The organism is Pulveribacter suum (assembly GCF_003013695.1).
In the GTDB taxonomy this organism is placed as follows: Bacteria; Pseudomonadota; Gammaproteobacteria; order Burkholderiales; family Burkholderiaceae_C; genus Melaminivora; species Melaminivora suum.
Genome location: NZ_CP027792.1, coordinates 250,240 through 270,213, shown reverse-complemented (window position 1 = coordinate 270,213; position 19,974 = coordinate 250,240). Strand labels below are relative to the sequence as shown.

Below are 19,974 nucleotides of genomic sequence, written 5' to 3'. Positions count from 1 at the left end.
TTTTGGCTTGCTCCCGTAGCACCAGTTTCGCGGCTCAACCGCTTGGGCGGGCTGATGCCGCGTATCCCACGGGCGTGGCGGCGGTTGCTGGTGTGGGCTTGCGAAGATCTGTCCGGCTAGCACTGGGCGGACGCAGACCTGATGTGTCTGACCTATCCACCCGCACCAGCGAGCACAAGCTGTGAGCTCAACGCTGCCCACGAAAGAGTAATCACTTCCCCTGAGTCGCTGCCAGGCTCTACCGACTGGGGCCACGCCGCGTCATGGATAACTGACGAAAGGAAGTCTCACATGCAACTGTCCGAACAATGGGTCCTGGTCACCGGCGGCGCCCGTGGCCTAGGCCAAGCCATCGTGCGCGCCCTAGCGCGCGAGGGCGCTGGCGTGGTCATCAACTACCACCGCAGCGAAGCCGCTGCCCAGGCCCTGGCCGACGAGCTGGGCCCGCGCACCATCGCCCTGCAGGCCGACGTGACCGACGCCGCCGCCGTGCAACGCCTCTTCGCCACCGCACGCGAGCGCACCGGCGCCCCCATCACCGCCGTCGTCAACAACGCCCTGGCGCAGTTCTCCTTCGACGGCGACGCGCGCCCCAAGCTGGGCGACATCGCCTGGGAGCGCTTCAGCCAGCAGATCGAGGGCGCCGTGAAGGGCGCGCTCAACACCATGCAGGCCGCCCTGCCCGGCATGCGCGCGCAGGGCTTTGGGCGCATCGTGAACGTGGGCACCAACCTGTTTCAGAACCCGGTGGTGCCCTACCACGACTACACGGCGGCCAAGGCGGCGCTGCTGTCGCTGACCCGCACGGCGGCGCACGACCTGGGGCCCGACGGCATCACGGTGAACATGGTCTCGGGCGGGCTCTTGCGCACCACGGACGCGAGCAGCGCCACGCCCGAGGCGGTGTTCGACCTGATCGCCAGCATGACCCCGCTGCGCCGCGTGACCACGCCGGCCGAGTTTGCCGATGCGGTGCTGTTCTTCCTCTCGCCCTGGGCGCGGGCGGTGACGGGACAGAACCTGGTGGTGGACAGCGGGTTGGTCAAGGACTGACGAGCGGGCAGGGCGCCGCTGCCGCAGTGCGCCCCGTCAGTGCGCGTGCGCGCCGCCGGGCCCTCCATGGGCATGCGGCCCTTGCTGCGCGGGCGTCGCCTCAATCGCGTGCGCATGCCCATGGTCGTGGTCATGCTCATCCCCGCCATGCAGTGTGGCGCCGCCAAAGCTGTGCCCCTCGCCCGCCAGCTCGCAGGCCTGCGCTTCCACCTGCAGCGTGGTGTGGTGCAGCGCGAAGCGCTCCGCCAGCATCGCGCGCAGCTGCACCAGCAGCTCCTGCGGGTGGGCCGGGGGCGCGTTCACGATGTGGGCCGTCAGGCTGATCTGCCCGCTGGTCAGGCTCCACACGTGCAGCTCGTGCACGCTGGCCACGCCGGGGTGCCCGGCCAGGGCGCTGCGCACGTCGGGCAGCGACACGCCGCGCGGCACGCCCTCCAGCAGCACGTGCACGCTCTCGCCCAGCAGCACCCAGGTGCGCGGCAGCACCCACAGGCCGATGGCGACGGCCACCAGCGTGTCCACCCACACCCAGCCCGTGAGCCAGATAACGATGGCGCCGGCGATCACGCCCACCGAGCCCAGCAGGTCGGCCCACACCTCCAGATAGGCACCCTTGACGTTCAGGCTGCTCTCCTTGCCGCCCGACAGCAGCCGCATGCTGATCAGGTTGGTGACCAGCCCGGCAGTGGCCACCACCAGCATGGCGACGGACTGCACCTCGGGCGGCTCGGAAAAGCGCCGCCAGGCCTCGTACAGCACATAGCCCGCCACGGCAAACAGCAGCAGCGCGTTGAAGGCCGCGGCCAGGATCTCGAAGCGCGCGTAGCCAAAGGTGCGCTGGTCGTCGGCTGGGCGCCGGCCGATGCGCACGGCCAGCAGCGCGATCGCCAGCGCCACCACGTCGGTCAGCATGTGCGCGGCGTCCGACAGCAGCGCCAGGCTGCCGCTCCACAGCCCGCCGATCACCTCCACGACCAGGAAGGTGGCGGTGAGCGCCAGGGCTTTCTTCAGTTGCGATTCGCTGGCGCCAGCGCCGTGGTTGTGGGTGTCGGACATGGGGTGTGCTCTGGTGTGGAGGGTGGCCGGCCCCGCGCGGGCGCTGCGGCAGCGGCCCTGGGCATGCTGACCGCCAGCGGCCAATGCCCCCGTCGGACGCTGCCCCCGCCGCGTGCCCCCTGCTGCCGCGATCTGCTGCCAAGGCGTGCACGGCGCGCCGTCTTTGCCTACAGTGACTGGACGCCCTTCAGCAACCGAGCAAAGGAGTCACCCCATGCCCCTGGATCACCCCATCACCGCCCAATGGCCGGCCCGCAACCCCGATGTGCTGCAGCTGTATTCGCTGAACACGCCCAACGGCGTGAAGGTGTCGATCATGCTGGAGGAGACCGGGCTGGACTACGAGCCGCATCTGGTGGACTTCGCTAAGGACGACCAGCACTCGCCCGCGTTCCTGTCGCTCAACCCGAACAACAAGATCCCGGCCATCATCGACCCCAACGGCCCGGGCGGGCGGCAGCTCGCGCTGTTCGAGTCCGGCGCCATCCTGGTCTATCTGGCGGCCAAGACGGGCTCGCTGCTGCCCAAGGACGACCTCGAACGCTACGAGACGCTGCAATGGCTGTTCTGGCAGGTCGGCGGCGTGGGCCCCATGTTTGGCCAGCTGGGCTTTTTCACCAAGTTCGACGGCAAGGACTGGGAGGACAAGCGCCCGCTGGGCCGCTACCTGAAGGAAACCCGGCGCCTGCTGGGCGTGCTGGACGAGCGGTTGAAGGACCAAACCTGGATCATGGGCGAGGACTACACGATCGCCGACATCGCCGTGCTGCCCATGGTGCGCAACCTGATCGAGTTCTACGGCGCGGGCGAGCTGGTGGGCATGGGCGACTTCCGCCAGGTGCAGCGCGTGCTGGCCAACTTCCTGGACCGGCCGGCGGTGCAGCGCGGCCTGACAATCCCGTCGCGCGAATAGCCCGCCGACAACTATCGTTTTGATAGCTGCTCGCGCTTGTCTGGCAAGCGCCAGAGCCCGAAATGACCCAAAAACCACCCGCTGCGCCGCACGCCGTCGCCCGCCTGCGCGACGCCCGCCTGGCGCGCTCGGCCAAGCCCTTTCTGGCCCGCGGCGGCTCGCGCCGCGCGCACTGCGCGGGCTGCCGCCTGGTCGTCACCCATTGCACCTGCGCCCTGCGCCCGCAGCGCGCCACGCAGGCGGGCGTGTGCCTGTTGATGCACGACATCGAGCCGCTCAAGCCCAGCAACACCGGCTGGCTGATCGCTGACGTGGTGGCTGACACCTGGGCCTTCGGCTGGTCGCGCACCGAGGCCGACCCGGCCCTGCTGGCGCTGCTGCAGGACGCACGCTGGCAGCCGTTCATCGTCTTTCCGGCCGAGGGCTTGGCGCCCGGCCGCGCCGTGGTGCAGGCCGCGGCGGCCGACGTGCCGGCGCTGCCCGTGCCACCCGGGCGCCGGCCGCTCTTCGTGCTGCTGGACGCCACCTGGGCCGAGGCGCGCAAGATGTTCCGCAAGAGCCCGTACCTGGAGCGCTTCCCCGTGCTGGCGCTGCAGGGCGACGCGCCGTCTCGCTACCGCCTGCGCCACGCGCCCCAGGGCGGGCAGTGGTGCACCAGCGAAGTGGCGGCGCGCTGCCTGGAGCTGGCGGGCGACGCGCATGCCGCCGCCGTGCTGCACACCTGGCTGGACGTGTTCGGCGAGCGCTACGAACAGGCCCGCCAGCAGCGCCCCGCCCAGCCCGCCAGCGCCGCGCACCAGCAGCTGGCCGCGCTGGCCGCCGCTTCCCTAACGCCCACCACACCATGACCATACCCACCCAACCGCCGCGCCGCGCCGCCCTGGCCTGGGCCGCCACCACCGCCGCCGCCCTGGCCGCCCTGGCCGTGCTGCCCGGCTGCGCCAGCGCCGCCACGCCGCGCTACACCATCGGCGCGCGCGAACTGCAGCAGGCCCTGGCCACGCGCTTTCCGCGCCGCTACCCGCTTGCCGGCGTGCTGGAGGTGGAGCTGCAGGCCCCCGCCCTCAAGCTGCTGCCCGAGCGCAACCTGATCAACGCCGTGCTCGACCTGCAGGCCATCGGCCTGTTGCTGCAGGGCCGCCAGCCCAGCGGCGTGCTGGACCTGGACTTCGGCCTGCGCTACGAGCCCTCGGACCACACCATCCGCGCCGACCGCCTACAGGTCAACGCCCTGCGCGTGCAGGGCCTGCCGCCGGCGCTGGCGCAGAACGTGGCGCGCTACGGCGTGCCCCTGGCCCAGCAGGCGCTGCAGGACGCCGTGCTGCACCAGCTGCGCCCCAAGGATTTGGCCCTGGCCGGCACCCTGGGCGTGCAGCCGGGCGCCATCCGCATCACGCCCGCCGGCATCGTGGTGGACTTCGCCAACCGCTCCGCCGCGCGCTGATGCGGCAGCGGGTGCCGCCCGCGCTGCGGTTTTCATAGCTGCCTGCGCAGGCGCGGCGGGCGCTGCAGGCCTTTTTGACTTGCAGGCTGCGCGCGCTTGGCAGCCGTCCTACGCCAGGACGGATCTGCTGCTGTTACAAATCCGGCATTCCCCTGTTTCGCTGCCCCGCGCAGCGCTGCACCATGACGCCCATGCCGACACCGGAATCGCACCGCCCCCTCGCCCCTTCCTCCCTGCTGCCCGCCGACGCGGTGGTGGTCATCACCGGCGCCTCCAGCGGCATCGGCCACGCCGCGGCGCTGGCCTTTGCCCGGCGCGGCGCGCGCCTGGTGCTGGCCTCGCGCAACCCTGACACCCTGGCCCCCGTGGCGCTGGCCTGCTGCGGCGTGGGCGGGCAGGCCATCGGCATCCCCACCGACGTCACCAACCCCGCCGCCGTGCAAGCCCTGGCGGACAAGGCGGTGCGCCACTACGGCCGCATCGACGTCTGGGTCAACGCTGCAGGCGTGGGCGCCATCGGCCGCTTCGACGACGTGCCGCTGGCCGCCCATCGGCGCGTGATCGAGGCCAATTTGCTGGGCCACATGCACGGCGCGCACGCGGCGCTGGCACGCTTTCGCCAGCAGCGCCATGGGCGGCTGATCAACATGGTGTCGGTCGGCGGCTGGCTGCCCACGCCCTATGCCGCGGCCTACGCCGCCAGCAAGGCCGGCGTGCGCGCGCTGTCCGAATCGCTGCGCGCCGAGGTGGCCGACCTGCCCCTGGTGCATGTGTGCGACGTGGCGCCCACCTTCGTCGATTCGCCCGGCCTGTCGCACGGCGCCAACTACACGGGCCGGCGCATCGACCCGCCCCTGCCCATGGTGGACCCGCACGCCGTGGCCGAGACCATCGTGCAGCTGGCGGGCGCCCCGCGCCCGCGCGCCGTCACGTTCATGGGCACGGGCACGCTGGCCGGGCGCGTGGCGCACGCCGTGGCCCCGGGCGCCGTGGCGCGGCTGATGCGCCGCGCCAGCGACTTTGCCCTGCGCCGGGCGCGGCCGGTGCCGCTGTCCGAGGGCAACTTGTTTCGCCCCTCGCTGCAGACCTCGGTGGAGGGCGGGCGCCGCCATCGCCATGCCGACGCCGTGGGCACGGCGGCCACCGTCACCGCGCTGGCCGCGCTGGGCCTGGCCGCAGGCTGGTGGTTGGGCCGGCGCCGGCGCTGATCCGGCGCTGTTCCGGCGACGGCAGCGGACGCCGCACTGCAGGGGCGCCGGTCCTTCTCCTACAGGGCGCGGCGGGGCGGCTTCCTAGCATGGGGCGGTCCCTTCCTCCCTCCCCTGTGTCCTCCCCCTGACTGCCATGCTCACTGCCCAACCTTCCTCCGCCCGCGCCATCCGCATGCCCGAGGGCACGGACGACGCCATCCCCACCCCGGCGCACGCGCCCGGCACGCACGCCGCCCACACCTTCACCCTGTATGCCTACCGCGGCCGCCTGTGCGCCAGCAACGTGCGCGACAAGCTCATCGACCTGGGCACGCTGGCCGAGCGCAGCGGCAGTGGCTGGGCCTTCGAGCTCGATGGCGAGGGCAGCCTGGGCGGCAGCGGCCACGCCAGCGCCGAGCAGGCCCTGGCCGCCGCGGCGCGGAGCGTGACTTTTCTGTACCTGGATGGGCAGTTCACCGCCCAGCGCGATTTGTCCGACGTGCCGCGGCCCGACCTGCCGCACGCCCCGCAGGTTGTGGTCACGCTGGACCCGCGCGGCGTCGCCAGCCCGGTGCTGGCAGCGGACTGAAGCGCGCAGGGCTGGGCCACAATCGCCCCTTTGCCCGCCCATCCACGCACGCCATGAACATCGACAAAGACACCGCCGTCACCCTGAACTACACGCTGACCGACGCCGCCACCGGCAAGACGCTGGACAGCGGCCACGTCGCCTACCTGCATGGCGGCTACGACAACATCTTTGCCAAGGTGGAGGCGGCCCTGCAGGGCCAGGGCGCGGGCCATGCGGCCACGGTCGAGCTGGCCGTGGGCGACGCCTTCGGCGAGCGCGACGAGTCGCTGGTGCGCACCATCCCCAAGAGCGAATTCCCGCCCAGCGTGAAGGTCGGCGGCCAGCTGCAGGGCCCCGGCCCCGACGGCCAGACGATGGTGTTTCACGTCGCCCGCATCAAGGGCCCCGAGGTGCACCTGGACGGCAATCACCCTCTGGCTGGCAAGGCCCTGCGCTTTAGCTGCAAGGTGACCGAGGTGCGCGCCGCCACGCCCGAGGAAATCGCCCACCGCCACGTGCACGGCGGCCACGGCCACCACCACTGAACCGGGGTGTGCCGGCCGGGCTGGGGCAGGCCCGCCCGGCGCCTGAGGCCAGGCGCCTGCCCAGCGGCGTACACGCCAGGCGGTGCAGCTTGTTCGACCATACCCGCGGTCAATTTCGCCGTTGCCGGGCTGCGCAGCCCGGCGAGAAGCTGCTAAAACAATAGCTGCCTGCGCTTGCTGGGCAAGCGTTTGATGCTGATTTGATGCATAAAAGGTAGCAACTCCCCAAAGACGTGATAATTGAGAATCTTTCTCACTCGTCTTTGCGTTATGCCTTTCACCACCTTTTGTTTCCCGTTGCGGACCTTGGCGGTCGCCGCGGGGCTGGCGCTTGCTGGCGCAGGCGCGCAGGCCCAGGCCCAGGCCCAGGCCCCCGAGGGCGCGCCCGCCCTGTCCGCCGTGACGGTGGAGGCCAGCGCCGACGCCTCGGCCCAGGGCCTGTCCAGGCCCTATGCCGGCGGGCAGGTGGCGCGCGGTGCGCGCGCGGGCGTGCTGGGCACGCAGGACATGATGGACACGCCGTTCTCTGCCACCAGCTACACCAGCGGGCTGATCCAGGACCAGCAGGCCAGGAGCGTGGGCGACGTGCTGCTCAACGATGCCGGCGTGCGCCAGGCGCGGGGTTTTGGCAACTTCCAGCAGACGTACTTCGTGCGCGGCTTCACGCTGTATTCGGACGACGTGGCCTACAACGGCCTGTATGGCCTGGTGCCGCGCCAGTACATGGCCACCGAGTTCGTCGAGCGCGTGGAGGTGTTTCGCGGCGCCAATGCGTTTTTGAGCGGCTCGGGTGCGGGCAGCGTCAGCGGCGGCGGCCTGGGCGGCCTCATCAACGTGGTGCCCAAGCGCGCCGGCAGCGAGCCGCTGAGCCGCGTGGCCGTGGGCGTGGCCAGCGGCGGGCAGCTGTATGCGGCCACCGACCTGTCGCGCCGCTTTGGCCCGGACAACGCCACCGGCGTGCGCCTGAACCTGGCGCGGCGCAGCGGCGACACGGGGGTGGACGGCGAGGACACGCGCATCACCGTGGGCTCGCTGGGCCTGGACTGGCGCAGCGCCCGCGCGCGCCTGTCGGCCGACCTGGGCTGGCAGCAGCACCGGCTGAGCGCGCCGCGGCCCGCCGTCACGCCCACGGCCGGGCTGCCGATGCCGGCTGCGCCCGATGCCAAGGCCAGCTATGCCCAGCCGTGGACGTACTCCGACAGCCGCGACCTGTTCGGCACCGTGCGCGGCGAGTTCGATTTCAATGACCAATGGACGGGCTGGGCGGCCCTGGGCATGCGCCGGGGCAAAGAAGACAACGCCCTGTCGGGCCTGACGATCGCCAGCGGCACGGGCGATGCCACGCTCAACCGCTTCGACAACACGCGCGAGAACCACATCCAGACCGGCGAGCTGGGCGTGCGCGGCACCTTCCAGACCGGCTCCGTCAAGCACACGGCCGTGGCGTCGCTCACGGCCTTCGACTCCAGCGAGCGCAATGCCTGGGGCTACAACTACGCCACCGGCCAGACCAACGACATCTACCACCCCGTGGCGCTGACCCCGCCGCCGTTGACCGGCTTTGGCGGCACGCTGGGCAGCCCGCGCGAGACCGAGCGCATCCAGACCCGCAGCCTGGCGCTGGCCGACACCATGGCCATGCTGGACGAGCGCCTGCTGCTCACGCTGGGCCTGCGCCATCAGACCATCCAGGTGGACGGCTTCGATGCCACCAGCGGCGCCAGTTCCGGCAGCTACGACAAGAGCCGCGTGACGCCGGTGGCGGGCGTGGTGTTCAAGCTGCGCCCCGAGGTGTCGGTGTACGCCAACTACATCGAAGGGCTGTCCAAGGGCGGTTCGGCCCCGGCGGCCAGCGGCGGGCAGCCCGTGGCCAACGCCGGCGAGGTGTTCGCGCCCTACGTCACGCGCCAAAAGGAGGTGGGCCTGAAGTACGACGGCGGCGGCATCGGCGCCAGCGCCGCTTTTTTTACGACCGATATGCCCAGCGCCTACGTGGTGAACAACGTCTATGGCGTGTTCGGCAAGCAGCGCAACCGGGGGCTGGAGCTCAACGTCTTCGGCGAGCCGGCGACAGGCCTGCGCGTGCTGGGCGGCCTGACGCTGCTGGACGCCGAGTACCTCACCTCGGCGGGCGGCGCCTTCGACGGCCATCGCGTGGTGGGCGTGCCGCGCAGCCAGGCCAACCTGGGCGCCGAATGGGACGTGCCGGGCGTGAGCGGCCTGGCGCTGAACGCCCGCGTGCTCTACACCGGCGCGCAGTACGCCAACGCGGCCAACACCCTGCGCGCACCCCGCTGGACGCGGCTGGACCTGGGCGCGCGCTATCTGCTGGACGTGGGCGGAAAACTGGTCACGCTGAACGCGCGCGTGGACAACGTGGCCAACCGCGGCTACTGGGCTTCGGTGGGCGGCTACAGCACCTATGGCTACCTGGTGCAGGGCGGCCCGCGCACGTTCTCGCTCACCGCCAGCGTGGACTTCTGATGCGCGCCTTCTGGACGGTCGTGCACCGCTGGGCGGGGCTGACCGTGGCCCTGTTCCTCATCGTCGCCGGGCTCACCGGCGCGGTGATCTCGTGGGACCACGAGATCGATGAGTGGCTGAACGCCGACATCATGCACACCCCGGGCCGCGGCCCGCTGCAGGACCCGCTCGTGCTCGCCGCCGCCGTGGAGCAGGCCGATCCACGCGCCGAGGTGAGCTACATGACGCTGGGGCTGGAGGAGGGCCACGCCGCCTCCTTCCTGGTGCGCCCGCGCACCGACCCGGCCACGGGCGCCAAGTACGCACTGGGCTACAACACCGCCTACGTCGATCCCGTCACGGCCCGCATCACCGGCCACCGCGACTCGCGCAGCATCGCGCTCAGCCGCCGCAACCTCATGCCCTGGCTGCGGCACCTGCATGAAAGCCTGCACATGCCCGCCTTTTGGGGCAGCGACCGCTGGGGCTTCCGGCTCATGGGCGCCGTGGCGCTGCTGTGGCTGATCGACAGCTTCGTGGCGCTGTACCTGACCTTCCCGCCGCGCCAGGCCGCGCGCTCGGCCCGCACCTGGGCCCGCCGCTGGCGCCCGTCGTGGCTGCTGCGCTGGCGCGCGGGCGGCTACAAGCGCCACTTCGACCTGCACCGCGCGGGCGGCCTGTGGGTGTGGGGCGTGATCATCGTGGTGTCGTTCACCTCGTTCTCGCTCAACCTGTACCGCGAGGTGTTCTACCCGGCGATGAGCACGATTTCGACGACCACGCCGGGCCCCTACGAAACCCTCAGGCGGGCGCCGCTGGGCACGTTCATCGAGCCCCGCATCGGCTTTGCCGACGCCATCGCCATCGCCCGGCGCGAGGGTGAGCGCCTGGGCTTTGCGCACCCGCCCGGCGGCATCTGGTACGGCGGCGACTTCCCGTTCTACAACGTCTCGTTCTTCGACCCCAGCGACGAGACCGGCACGATGGGCATGGGCCTGTCCAATATCTACGTCAGCTCCAACACCGGCGAGGTGCTGGGCATGCACCGTCCCTGGCACGGCACGGCCGCCGACGTGTTCGTGCAGCTGCAGCTGCCGCTGCACTCCGGGCGCATCCTGGGGCTGCCGGGGCGCATCCTGATGTCGCTCATGGGGCTGGCAGTGGTCATGCTCTCCGTCACCGGAATCGTGGTCTGGGAGCGCAAGCGCCGCGCGCGCCGGCTGGAGCGGCCCGCCGCCCATGGCCTGGCCGGTGCCCAGCCGCGGCGCTAGTGCCGGCGCAGCAGCGCCTGGCGCAACAGGCGCGAGGCCCGGTCGCGGATGTGCAGCGGGCTGCGGCCCATGCGCGGCGGGCGCGATCGGTACAGCTCGCAGGCGGCCAGGAAGTCCTGCAGGATGGGCGTGTCGTCCAGCACGGCGCCGCTCTTGGCACGGAACTCCGGGTGCCACTGGGTGGCGGCGATGTAGCTGCGGCCCTGGCCAGGGTTGCGGCGAATGGCCTCGGGTACGCAGTCGGGCCAGCTCCAGGCCTCGATGTCAAAGCCCGGCGCCAGCTGCTTGATGCCCTGGTGGTGGATGCTGTTGACGCGCACCCGCTCCTGCCCCGGGTACATGCGCGCCAGGCGGCTGCCGGGCACCAGGTCCACGTCATGAAAGTGCTGGTCGTAGGTGCCAGGGTCGCGGTGGCGCATGGCGCCGGGGTGCTGGGTCTCGATGTCCTGGTACAGCGTGCCGCCAAAGGCCACGTTGATCAGCTGCAGGCCTCGGCACACGCCGAAGATGGGCTTGCCCTGCTGCTCGAAGGCCTCGACCACGGCCAGGTCGTACAGGTCGCGGATGCGGTCGCCGGCCCAGGCTTCGCGCAGCGGCACTTCGCCATAGTTGCCGGGCCAGACATCGGAGCCGCCGTGCATGACCATGCCGTCCAGCCACTCGGCGTAGTGCTTGAGGGTGACGTCGCCGCGCGCCGTCTCGCCGGTGGGGCAGGGCACCATGACGACCAGCGCACCGGCCGACATGAGCCAGTGGGCGATGGACTGCTCGACATACTGCAGCGTCTTGTTGGTAAACAGCGCGCGCTTGGGGTCCGCGTGCGAAAAGCAGGCCGAGAGACCGATCTTCAGGCGCTGCTGGGGCGGGTTCATCATGGGAAAAAATCGTTCCTTCACCGCAAAGCATTGTGTCCGCGGGGGTAGGCAAGCGCTGTAGGAGCCGGCCCGCTCCCGGTGGGAGGCTTGAGCGCGATCAATTCTGCGTGCCGCGCCACTGGGGCATGATGGCTGCAAGCCCGGCGCCACCAGCGCCGAACCCCCTCACACCCTGTTTACGAGCAAAGGAAAATCACCATGCAGGTCCAGGTTCGCACGGACGACAACATCCAGGGCGGCGAGTCGCTGATCCAGTGGGCAGAGCAGGAAATCACCTCCAAGCTGTCGCGCTTTCGTGAATACCTCACGCGGGTCGAGATCTACTTTTCCGACACCAATGCCGGCAAGGGCGGCAGCGACGACAAGCGCTGCATCATCGAAGCGCGCCCGGCCAACCACCAGCCGCTGAGCGCGCAGGCCGATGCGGCCACGGTCAGCGAGGCCTTCCACGCCGCGGTGGAGAAGGTCATTCGCGTGGTGGGCGACGACCAGGATCGCCACCGTGCCAAGCAGGGCCACGAGACCATCCGCACGCCGGACGGCCGCCCCGCAGGCACCTGAGCCGCGCCGCTGCGCGCCTTGCGCGCGGCAACAAAAAGCCAAAAAGGCCGCCCGCATAGGCGGCCTTTTTGCATGGCGTGCGGCCGGGCTTAAAAGCTGCTGCCCGGCTGCTGCAGGAAGGCCAGCTCTTCGGCCGTGCTGTCGCGGCCCAGGGCGGCATTGCGATGCGGGTAGCGGCCAAAGCGCTCGACGATGTCGGCGTGCCGCCGGGCGAAGTCCAGGTTCTCGGCGCGCCCCAGCGCCGTGAACAGGCGCAGCGATTCACGCTGCACCCGGCGCGATTCGCTGTGCATGTAGGGCATGTACAGGAAGGAGCGCTGCTCGGGGGCAAGCAGCTGGTCCAGTCCGGCGGCCACGGCCTCCTGCGCCAGGGCCAGGGCCATGCCGTCGTGGGCAAAGGCGTTGGGGCTGCCCCGCCACAGGTTGCGCGAGAACTGGTCCAGCACGATAACCTCGGCCAGCCGCCCGGCGGGCGTGGCGCGCCAGCCCCACAGCTCGCCCTGCGCGGCGCTGGCCTGCAGGGCGCCGAAGCGCTGGCGGATCTGCGCGTCGAACGCGTCGTCGCGCTGGAAACGGCGCGCGGGCGGGGTCTCGTCGAACCAGAAGTGCAGCACGGTGTCAGGGGTCATGGCAGTGGTGCGCGGGCGGGCGCGCTGTAAGAAAAGCGGACAGAAAAAAGCCGGCCGCAGGGTGCGGCCGGCCGTTGGGCAGGAGAAGGGCGTTCAGCGACCGCGCAGGCGGCCTTGCTCGTCGGCGATCACGATCTCCACGCGCCGGTTCATGGCCCGGCCCTCGGCCGAACCATTGTCGGCCACCGGGTGGGACTTGCCGTAGCCGCGCGCCGTGATGCGCGAGGCCTCCACGCCGCGTTGCACCAGGGCGGCCTGCACCGATTGGGCGCGGCGCTGCGACAGCTCCAGGTTGTAGGCGTCGCCGCCCACGCTGTCCGTGTAGCCCTCGATCAGCAGCCGGCGGTCGGGAAATTGGCGCAGAAAGCCCGCCAGCTTGTCCAGCCGCGGCGCGGCCTGGGGCGTGAGCTCGGCCTTGTTGAAGGCGAACAGCACATCGCCCAGGGTGACTAGCAAGCCGCGCTCGGTCTGCTGGCCTTCGATGTCGCGCAGCTGCGCCTCGAGCTGCTGCACGCGCTCTTGCGCGCTGCGGGCGGCGGCCTGCTGCTGGGCGGCGCGCTGCTCGGCGCTCAGGGCCTGCTGCTGGGCCAGCTGGGCGTTGTGCGCATGGGCGGCGGCTTGCTGGCGCGCGGCCTCGGCCTCGCGGGTGCGGGCCTGCAGGCGCAGGCGGTCGGCCTCGGTGCCCACGTCCTTGATGTCGGCGTCGGCCTTGCGGGCGCGCGCCGTGTTCATGGCCGTGCTGGCCTGCTGGGTGGCCAGGTACGCCAGGTGGTTGGCCTCGGCCGCGTCGCGGTCATCGCGCCAGACCTGGTCGGCGCGCGCCAGCGTGTCGGCGGCGGTCTTGGCCTCCAGCTGGGCGTACTGGCCCACGTCCGGGTCGGCCACGGTGCGGTTGATGGTGGCGCGGGCCTGCTCGACCGACTCCAGCGGGGCGCGGGAGGCGCAGGCTGCCAGCGTGCCGGCAGCAACCAGGGCGGCGGCCAGGCTGGCCAGGCGATGTAGCGTGGATGGCATGAAAACTTTCCTTCAAAAAAGCGGTGAAACGGGCGGGGCTGCGCGCCTTAGCGGGCCGGCGCAGGCGTGGTCGTGATGGTGGTGGTCGTCGTGGAGCTGCCTGCGGCGGCAGGGACGGGCACCGGCACCGGCACGGCCACCGGCGTGGCCGACGTGCGGGCGCGGTAGTCGATCTCCTGCTGCAGCGAGCGGATGCTGCCCTGCACCTCCTGCAGCGTGCGGGTGTTGTCCACGGCCTCGGCCTTGGACTCGGCCAGGCGCGCCTCGGCCTCGGCCTCGGTGGCCAGGCGGCGGGCCTCCTTGTAGTCCTTGTTGGACATGGCGCGCTCGGCCTGCAGCCACTTGTCGCGGGCGCGCTGCATCTCTACCGGGGCGTTCGCCGCTACCTCGGGCATGGCCGTCACGCGCTGGACTGCGGCGCGGCCGACGGCCATCTCTTCTGTGGGCTTGGGGGTGGACGAGCAGGCAGCCAGGGCGCCCAGCGCCAGTGCGGCCGAAGCCGTTCGCAAAAGGGAGGAAGTAGTGGGCATGGGGAGAACTCCAACGGGTTGAATCACAAGCCGCACGCTGTGCACGGGCGGGACGCGGATGAGGGCGGTGGGCGCAGGGCGGGAATGCCTGGCGCGCCACGCCAGCGTTGAACAAAATTATGGAAACCGGCCCTGCACGCGCGCCGTAGGTGCAGCGCAGCAGCGGGCGTGGGCCAAATCCGACCGGGGTTGCAAGCCAGGCAGGGCTTTAGGGCAGGCAGGGCAAGCGCCGGCAGCTATCGAATGGATAGCTGGCCAAACAGGCGAGCAGGCCGCCCTAGGAGCCGCGCAGCACCGGGTAGGGGTTGAGCGAATCGCCCTTCCACCAGGCCTGGTCCGGCGGCAGCCGCGCGATGGCGAAGTGCAGGTGCGGTGCCTGGGGGCTGGCGTTACCGGTGCTGCCCACATAGCCGATCACCTGGCCGCGGCGCACCTGCTGGCCCTCGCGCAGGCCGTCGGCGTAGCGCTGCAGGTGCGCGTAGTAGTAGCTGTAGCGCGCGCCAGGGTCGAACTGGTAGATGGTGATGCCGCCGGGCTTGCTCAGGAACAGCTTGGCGATGCGGCCGTCCTCCACGGCCAGCACGGGCGTGCCGGCGCTGGCCATGATGTCGATGGCGTCGTGGCGGCGCCCCTGGCTGCGGGCGTTGCCGAAGGTGTCCACCAGCTCCTCGCGCGCCACGCCCTGCACCGGCAGCGTGAGGGCGCGCGCGGCCAGCAGGGCGGTGTCGCGGGGTAGCGGGTGGTGCACCGCGGCGCGCTGCGCCAGCGCGGTGGCGGGGCCCAGCAAAGCGGCGAGCAGCAGGGCACGCCGCTGCCGGCTTGCACTATGGTTTTGATAGCTGTCCACGCTTGATGGATGGGCGCTGCAGGCCTTTTTCATCTCAAGGCGCGGAAATGACTCAGGCCTTGACCTCGACCTTGGCGCCCACCTTGATGACCTTGGCCAGGCGCTCGGCGTCCCAGTTGGTCAGGTGGATGCAGCCGTTGGTCTCCGAATGGCCGACCTTGTCCGGCTCGGGCGTGCCATGGATGCCCCAGTGCGGCTTGGACAGGCCCAGCCAGATGGTGCCCACCGGGTTGTTGGGCCCGGGCGCGATCTCGGCCTTCTCGGAATCTTTCGGCGCCGTCTTGAGCAGCTTGGGGTCGAACGTGAAGCTGGGGTTGTCCACCGCGTTCTTGATTGCCATGGAGCCCAGCGGCAGCGGGTCGTTGCCTTCGTTGCCAATGCTGATGGGAAAGCCTGCTGCGGGCTGGCCGTCCTTGTCCAGCACGAACAGCACGCGCTCGCTCTTGTCGATTTCGATGTTTTGCGAAAGGCGCGCGGGCGCCTTGGATTCCTGCACGTTGGGCACGACGATCTCGCTGCCGGCGGCCATCCTGGTGCCCGGGTTCAGGCGCTTGAGAAAGGCCGGGTTGACATGGAAACGCTCGCCCAGCATTTCCTCCAGCGACTGGTAGGGCAGCGCCTTCATCCTGGCGCGCTCGGCCATGTCGGCGGGCGTCGGCTCGAAGGGACCGGCGGCGTCTTTCTCGGTGATGCGATAGCGCGTGAGCAGGGGCTCGCCGCTGACCTCGCGCAAGGCCTTCCACGTGTCCTGGTCGATGCGGCCGGACTCCTTCAGGCCACCTGAGCGCTGGAAGGCGCGCACCATGCGCTGCATGTTCTTGCCGAAGCCGCCGTCGATCTCGCCGGGCGAGAACCAGGCGCGGTCCAGCAGGATCTGCGCGCGCGCCACGGCGGCCGATGTCGCGCCTTGCGCAAGGGCCGGGCTGTCGTCCGCGGCGTTGAAGGCGTCGAAGTCGAGCGCGTTGCTTTCCTTGCCGGCCTTGGGGGCGGCAGTGCGCGCCCAGACCACGGGCGGCAGGCCCAGGGCGGCGGCGGAAACGAGCAGGAAGCGGCGGGAGAGCGTCATGGCGGGTCGTGCGTGAAACGGGTCAAAAAGATCAGCCCGCAGTGTGCGCACGCGGTCGCCCGCCGCCTGTAGGAAACGCCTGCGCACGCCCGTCCGCCGCGAGCCAGCACGGCGGCGTGCGCAGCAAAAAAAAGCGCGCCCCGCGGGGCGCGCCTTTTGCCGTGGGCGTGAGCGGCTTACTTGGCCGCCATCACGCGCACCATCTCCAGGCACTTGTTGGAGTAGCCCCACTCGTTGTCATACCATGCCACCACCTTCAGGAAGGTCTTGTCCAGGGCGATGCCGGCGTCGGCGTCGAACACCGAGGTGTGGGTCTCGCCGATGAAGTCCGTGGCTACGACCTTGTCCTCGGTGTAGGCCAGCACGCCCTTCAGGGCGCCCTGCGACTGGGCGCGCATCTCGGCCTTGATCTCGTCGTAGCTGGCCTCTTTCTCCAGCTCCACCGTCAGGTCCACCACCGACACGTCGGAGGTCGGCACGCGGAAGCTCATGCCCGTCAGCTTGCCCTTGAGCGCGGGCAGCACCACGCCTACGGCCTTGGCCGCGCCGGTGCTGCTGGGGATGATGTTTTCCAAAATGCCGCGGCCGCCGCGCCAGTCCTTGTTGCTGGGGCCGTCCACGGTCTTTTGCGTGGCAGTCGCCGCGTGCACGGTGGTCATCAGGCCGCGCTTGATGCCCCACTTGTCATGCAGCACCTTGGCCACGGGGGCCAGGCAGTTGGTGGTGCACGACGCGTTGGAGATGATGGCCTGGCCCGCGTATTCCTTGTCGTTCACGCCGAAGACGAACATCGGCGTGTCGTCCTTGGAGGGCGCCGACAGCAGCACCTTCTTGGCGCCGGCATCCAGGTGCTTTTGCGCGCTGGCCTTGTCCAGGAACAGGCCGGTGGACTCGATCACGATGTCGGCGCCGACCTCGTTCCACTTGAGTTGAGCCGGGTCGCGCTCCTGCGTCAGCCGGATCTTCTTGCCGTTGACGATCAGCGTGTTGCCCTCGACCGAGACCTCGCCCTTGAAGCGGCCGTGCACGCTGTCGTACTTGAGCATGTAGGCCAGGTAGTCCGGCTCCAGCAGGTCGTTGATGGCAACGACTTCGATGTCCGAGAAGTTCTGCACGGCGGAGCGCAGCACGTTGCGGCCGATGCGGCCGAAGCCGTTGATACCGATCTTGATCGTCATGGCGGGAAACCTCCTGTGAATTGAGAAAGTCAGGAAAAACGCTGGTTTACTTGCGGCGCAGCGCCGCCTGCACGGTGGCGGCGACGTTTTCGGGCGTGAAGCCGAAGTGCTCGAACAGCACCGGCGCCGGCGCCGATTCGCCATAGGTGTCGATGCCGACCACCGCCGCGCAGCCGTACTTCCACCAGAAGTCGGTCACGCCCGCCTCCACGGCGATGCGCGGCAGGTTGTCGGGCAGCACCAGGCGCTTGTAGCGCGCGTCTTCGCGGTCGAAAGTGGTGGTGCTGGGCATGGAGACCACGCGCACGGCGATCTTGCGTGCGGCCAGCAGCTTTTGCGCGGCGACGGCCAGCTGCACCTCGGAGCCGGTGGCGATGATGACGGCTTGGGCCTTTTTCTTCAGGCCCACGTCCTGCGGCTCGGACAGGATGTACGCGCCGCGCGAGATGTCGCCCAGGTCGCGCTTGGGCAGGTACGCCAGGTTCTGGCGGCTCAGCAGCAGCGCCGTGGGCCGGTCGCGATTCGACAGCGCCACGCTCCAGGCCACGGCAGTCTCCACCGTGTCGGCCGGGCGCCAGACGTCCAGGCCGGGGATCAGGCGCAGGCTGGCGGCGTGCTCGATGCTCTGGTGCGTGGGGCCGTCTTCGCCTAAGCCGATGGAGTCGTGCGTGAAGACGTGGATCACGCGCTGCTTCATCAGCGCGGCCATGCGGATGGCGTTGCGGCTGTAGTCGCTGAAGGTGAGGAAGGTGCCGCCGTAGGGGATGAAGCCGCCGTGCAGCGCGATGCCGTTCATGACGGCGGCCATGCCGAACTCGCGCACGCCGTAGTTGATGTGGCGCCCGCCCACGTGCACGGTCTGGTCGCCCACGGCCACTTCCACCTGCATCACGTCGCCGGTGTCCGGGTCCATGCGCAGCGCGGGCGTGCTCTTGGTGTTGGTGAGGTTGGAGCCCGTCAGGTCGGCACTGCCGCCCAGCAGCTCGGGCAGCTGCGCGGTGAAGACTTCCAGCGCCATCTGGCTGGCCTTGCGGCTGGCGACGGTCTGCGCGGAGGTGTGCGCGCCCACCACCAGATCGACGGCGACCTGGGCGAAGTGTTTGGGCAGGTCGCCGGCCATGCGGCGGGTGAACTCAAAGGCGAGTTCCGGATGCGCGGAGGCGTAGGCGTCAAAGCGCTGCTGCCACTCGGCTTCCATCTGCGTGCCCTGCTGCTTGCCGTCCCACTCGGCATACACCTCGGCCGGGATCTCGAACGGCGCGTGGCTCCAGCCGATGGCGTTGCGCGTGAGGGTGATCTCGTCGGCGCCCAGGGGCTCGCCGTGCGCCTTGGCGGTGTTGGCACGGTTGGGCGAGCCGCGGCCGATGGCGGTCTTGCAGACGATGAAGCTGGGCTTGTCCTGGCTGCTCTTGGCCAGCGCAATGGCGTCGGCCACGGCCTCCACGTCGTGCCCATCCACCGGGCCGATCACGTTCCAGCCGCAGGCGCGCAGGCGCGCCGGCGTGTCGTCGATGAACCAGGGAGCGACCTGGCCGTCGATGCTGATGCCGTTGTCGTCGTACAGGGCGATCAGCTTGTTCAGCTTCCACGCGCCGGCCAGCGACAGCGCCTCCTGGCTGATGCCCTCCATCAGGCAGCCGTCGCCAAGGAAGGCGTAGGTGTGGTGGTCCACGATTTGGTGGCCGTCGCGGTTGAACTCGCGCGCCAGGAGTTTTTCTGCCAGCGCGAAGCCCACCGCGTTGGTGATGCCCTGGCCCAGCGGGCCGGTGGTCGTCTCCACGCCCGGGGTGATGCCGTGCTCGGGGTGTCCGGCGGTGCGGCTGTGCAGCTTGCGGAAGTGCTTGAGTTCTTCCACCGGCAGGTCGTAGCCCGTCAGGTGCAAGAGCGCATACAGCAGCATCGAGGCGTGGCCGTTGGACAGCACGAAGCGGTCGCGGTCGGGCCACTGGGGATTGGCGGGGTTGTGCTTCAGATGCCGGCCCCAAAGCGCGACGGCCATGTCGGCCATGCCCATGGGGGCGCCGGGGTGGCCGGAGTTGGCCTGTTGAACGGCATCCATTGCGAGTGCGCGGATCGCATTCGCCATCTGTTGAGAGTTGGCCATGTGGGCGGGCCCCGGGCGGGCGGTTTGTTGGTGCAAACCCGCGATTTTACTGGGCGGGGGTTTGGACGCCGGCGCTGGGGTCTAGGGGCGCAATCTGCAGCGTGGGCCACCGGTGGCAGCGACGCCGCAAACGGATGGCGCAGGAGGCCGAAGCAATGCAGCCTATGCACTACGAACCCGGCGGCGCCGGGAACACCGCCGCAGGCCCTCGCGGCGCCGTGCCTGGCGGCAGGTAGGGCGGCGCATCGCCGCCGCGCGGGCCCAGCCAGCGGATGAAGTGGTACACGGCGGCCAGGTCTCGCGCGCTCATCGCCCGCAGCGCCGGCCAGGGCATGGGCGGGCGCATCGGCTGGTGCTGCGCCATGGCCAGCCATTGCTGCTCGCTCATGCCCGCCACCAGCCGGCGCAGGTTGGTGGCGTAGGTGGTGCCCCACGGGCCGCTGTAGCCCAGCGTGTCGCCGGTGAGCCATTCCTTCTCGGGCACCTTGCCGCCGGATGCGCCGTAACCCGGCGTGTGGCAGTCGTTGCAGCCGCCGATGGTGACGAGGTAGCGGCCGCGCTCGATCTGCTGGGTCTTCGATGGTGGGGCGCACAGGCCGGCCAGCGGCAGGGCCAGGGCGCAGGCGCCCAGCAGCAGGCGCGGGAAAGCGTCGAGAATTTTCAT

The 19,974-nt window shown here is 70.4% G+C and carries 19 protein-coding genes and 1 pseudogene; 10 read left to right on the top strand and 10 right to left on the bottom strand.

The features are described from left to right. Positions 1–291 precede the first annotated feature (291 nt). Positions 292–1,053, top strand: a complete 762-nt coding sequence (locus C7H73_RS01175; RefSeq protein WP_106844979.1) for a 3-oxoacyl-ACP reductase — start codon at positions 292–294, stop codon at positions 1,051–1,053. Positions 1,054–1,209: 156 nt separating this feature from the next. Here C7H73_RS01175 and C7H73_RS01170 read toward each other — a convergent pair. After that, a pseudogene (locus C7H73_RS01170) lies at positions 1,210–2,109 on the bottom strand (cation diffusion facilitator family transporter); the annotation flags it as partial. Positions 2,110–2,323: 214 nt separating this feature from the next. Between C7H73_RS01170 and C7H73_RS01165 the strand changes: the two are divergent. The 8 genes from C7H73_RS01165 to C7H73_RS01130 all read left to right on the top strand — a co-directional run bounded on the left by C7H73_RS01165 (position 2,324) and on the right by C7H73_RS01130 (position 10,506). Beyond that, positions 2,324–3,022: a glutathione S-transferase N-terminal domain-containing protein gene (locus C7H73_RS01165; protein ID WP_106844977.1), complete on the top strand. Its 699-nt coding sequence runs from the start codon at positions 2,324–2,326 to the stop codon at positions 3,020–3,022. 62 nt (positions 3,023–3,084) lie between these two features. Continuing rightward, positions 3,085–3,870 (top strand): tRNA-uridine aminocarboxypropyltransferase, encoded by a 786-nt coding sequence (locus C7H73_RS01160; RefSeq protein WP_106844976.1) that lies wholly within the window; start codon positions 3,085–3,087, stop codon positions 3,868–3,870. Next, positions 3,867–4,466, top strand: a complete 600-nt coding sequence (locus tag C7H73_RS01155; RefSeq protein ID WP_106844975.1) for a DUF1439 domain-containing protein — start codon at positions 3,867–3,869, stop codon at positions 4,464–4,466. The genes C7H73_RS01160 and C7H73_RS01155 overlap by 4 nt, the downstream gene beginning before the upstream one ends. Before the next feature lie 191 nt (positions 4,467–4,657). Beyond that, on the top strand, positions 4,658–5,674 hold the full coding sequence (locus tag C7H73_RS01150) for an SDR family oxidoreductase (RefSeq protein WP_227001383.1): 1,017 nt from the start codon (positions 4,658–4,660) through the stop codon (positions 5,672–5,674). 136 nt (positions 5,675–5,810) lie between these two features. Further along, complete coding sequence (locus tag C7H73_RS01145; RefSeq protein WP_227001382.1) at positions 5,811–6,245, top strand: hypothetical protein; 435 nt, start codon at positions 5,811–5,813, stop codon at positions 6,243–6,245. 53 nt (positions 6,246–6,298) lie between these two features. Continuing rightward, positions 6,299–6,772 carry an FKBP-type peptidyl-prolyl cis-trans isomerase gene (locus tag C7H73_RS01140; RefSeq protein ID WP_106844972.1) on the top strand — a complete coding sequence of 158 codons (474 nt, stop codon included), beginning with the start codon at positions 6,299–6,301 and terminating at the stop codon, positions 6,770–6,772. A 270-nt stretch (positions 6,773–7,042) separates the two neighbouring features. Then, positions 7,043–9,256, top strand: a complete 2,214-nt coding sequence (locus tag C7H73_RS01135; protein WP_106844971.1) for a TonB-dependent receptor — start codon at positions 7,043–7,045, stop codon at positions 9,254–9,256. After that, on the top strand, positions 9,256–10,506 hold the full coding sequence (locus C7H73_RS01130; protein WP_106844970.1) for a PepSY-associated TM helix domain-containing protein: 1,251 nt from the start codon (positions 9,256–9,258) through the stop codon (positions 10,504–10,506). Before C7H73_RS01135 ends, C7H73_RS01130 begins: the two co-directional genes overlap by 1 nt. Here the strand turns inward: C7H73_RS01130 and C7H73_RS01125 are convergent. Next, entirely contained in the window at positions 10,503–11,381 is an 879-nt protein-coding gene (locus C7H73_RS01125) for a gamma-glutamyl-gamma-aminobutyrate hydrolase family protein (protein WP_106844969.1), read from the bottom strand. The two genes, C7H73_RS01130 and C7H73_RS01125, sit on opposite strands and share 4 nt — an antisense overlap. A gap of 198 nt (positions 11,382–11,579) precedes the next feature. On the opposite strand from C7H73_RS01125, the gene C7H73_RS01120 reads away from it, so the two are divergent. Further along, the gene (locus C7H73_RS01120; protein ID WP_106844968.1) at positions 11,580–11,942 is read left to right on the top strand and encodes an HPF/RaiA family ribosome-associated protein; all 363 of its coding nucleotides are present in this window, start codon (positions 11,580–11,582) and stop codon (positions 11,940–11,942) included. Between the two features lie 89 nt (positions 11,943–12,031). On the opposite strand, the gene C7H73_RS01115 is transcribed toward C7H73_RS01120, so the two are convergent. The 8 genes from C7H73_RS01115 to C7H73_RS01080 form a co-directional block, all read right to left on the bottom strand. Beyond that, the gene (locus C7H73_RS01115; protein ID WP_106844967.1) at positions 12,032–12,571 is read right to left on the bottom strand and encodes a DUF924 family protein; all 540 of its coding nucleotides are present in this window, start codon (positions 12,569–12,571) and stop codon (positions 12,032–12,034) included. Positions 12,572–12,664: 93 nt separating this feature from the next. Beyond that, positions 12,665–13,585 (bottom strand): OmpA family protein, encoded by a 921-nt coding sequence (locus C7H73_RS01110; protein ID WP_106844966.1) that lies wholly within the window; start codon positions 13,583–13,585, stop codon positions 12,665–12,667. Between the two features lie 47 nt (positions 13,586–13,632). Continuing rightward, complete coding sequence (locus tag C7H73_RS01105) at positions 13,633–14,115, bottom strand: DUF4398 domain-containing protein (RefSeq protein WP_106844965.1); 483 nt, start codon at positions 14,113–14,115, stop codon at positions 13,633–13,635. 277 nt (positions 14,116–14,392) lie between these two features. Then, on the bottom strand, positions 14,393–14,902 hold the full coding sequence (locus C7H73_RS01100; protein WP_227001381.1) for a M23 family metallopeptidase: 510 nt from the start codon (positions 14,900–14,902) through the stop codon (positions 14,393–14,395). A gap of 112 nt (positions 14,903–15,014) precedes the next feature. Continuing rightward, positions 15,015–16,028 (bottom strand): L,D-transpeptidase family protein, encoded by a 1,014-nt coding sequence (locus C7H73_RS01095; protein ID WP_106844963.1) that lies wholly within the window; start codon positions 16,026–16,028, stop codon positions 15,015–15,017. A 176-nt stretch (positions 16,029–16,204) separates the two neighbouring features. After that, positions 16,205–17,206, bottom strand: coding sequence for a type I glyceraldehyde-3-phosphate dehydrogenase (gene gap / locus C7H73_RS01090; protein WP_106844962.1), 1,002 nt, complete (start codon positions 17,204–17,206; stop codon positions 16,205–16,207). A gap of 46 nt (positions 17,207–17,252) precedes the next feature. Then, positions 17,253–19,310: a transketolase gene (gene tkt / locus C7H73_RS01085; RefSeq protein WP_106844961.1), complete on the bottom strand. Its 2,058-nt coding sequence runs from the start codon at positions 19,308–19,310 to the stop codon at positions 17,253–17,255. Between the two features lie 169 nt (positions 19,311–19,479). Next, positions 19,480–19,974: a c-type cytochrome gene (locus tag C7H73_RS01080; protein ID WP_106844960.1), complete on the bottom strand. Its 495-nt coding sequence runs from the start codon at positions 19,972–19,974 to the stop codon at positions 19,480–19,482.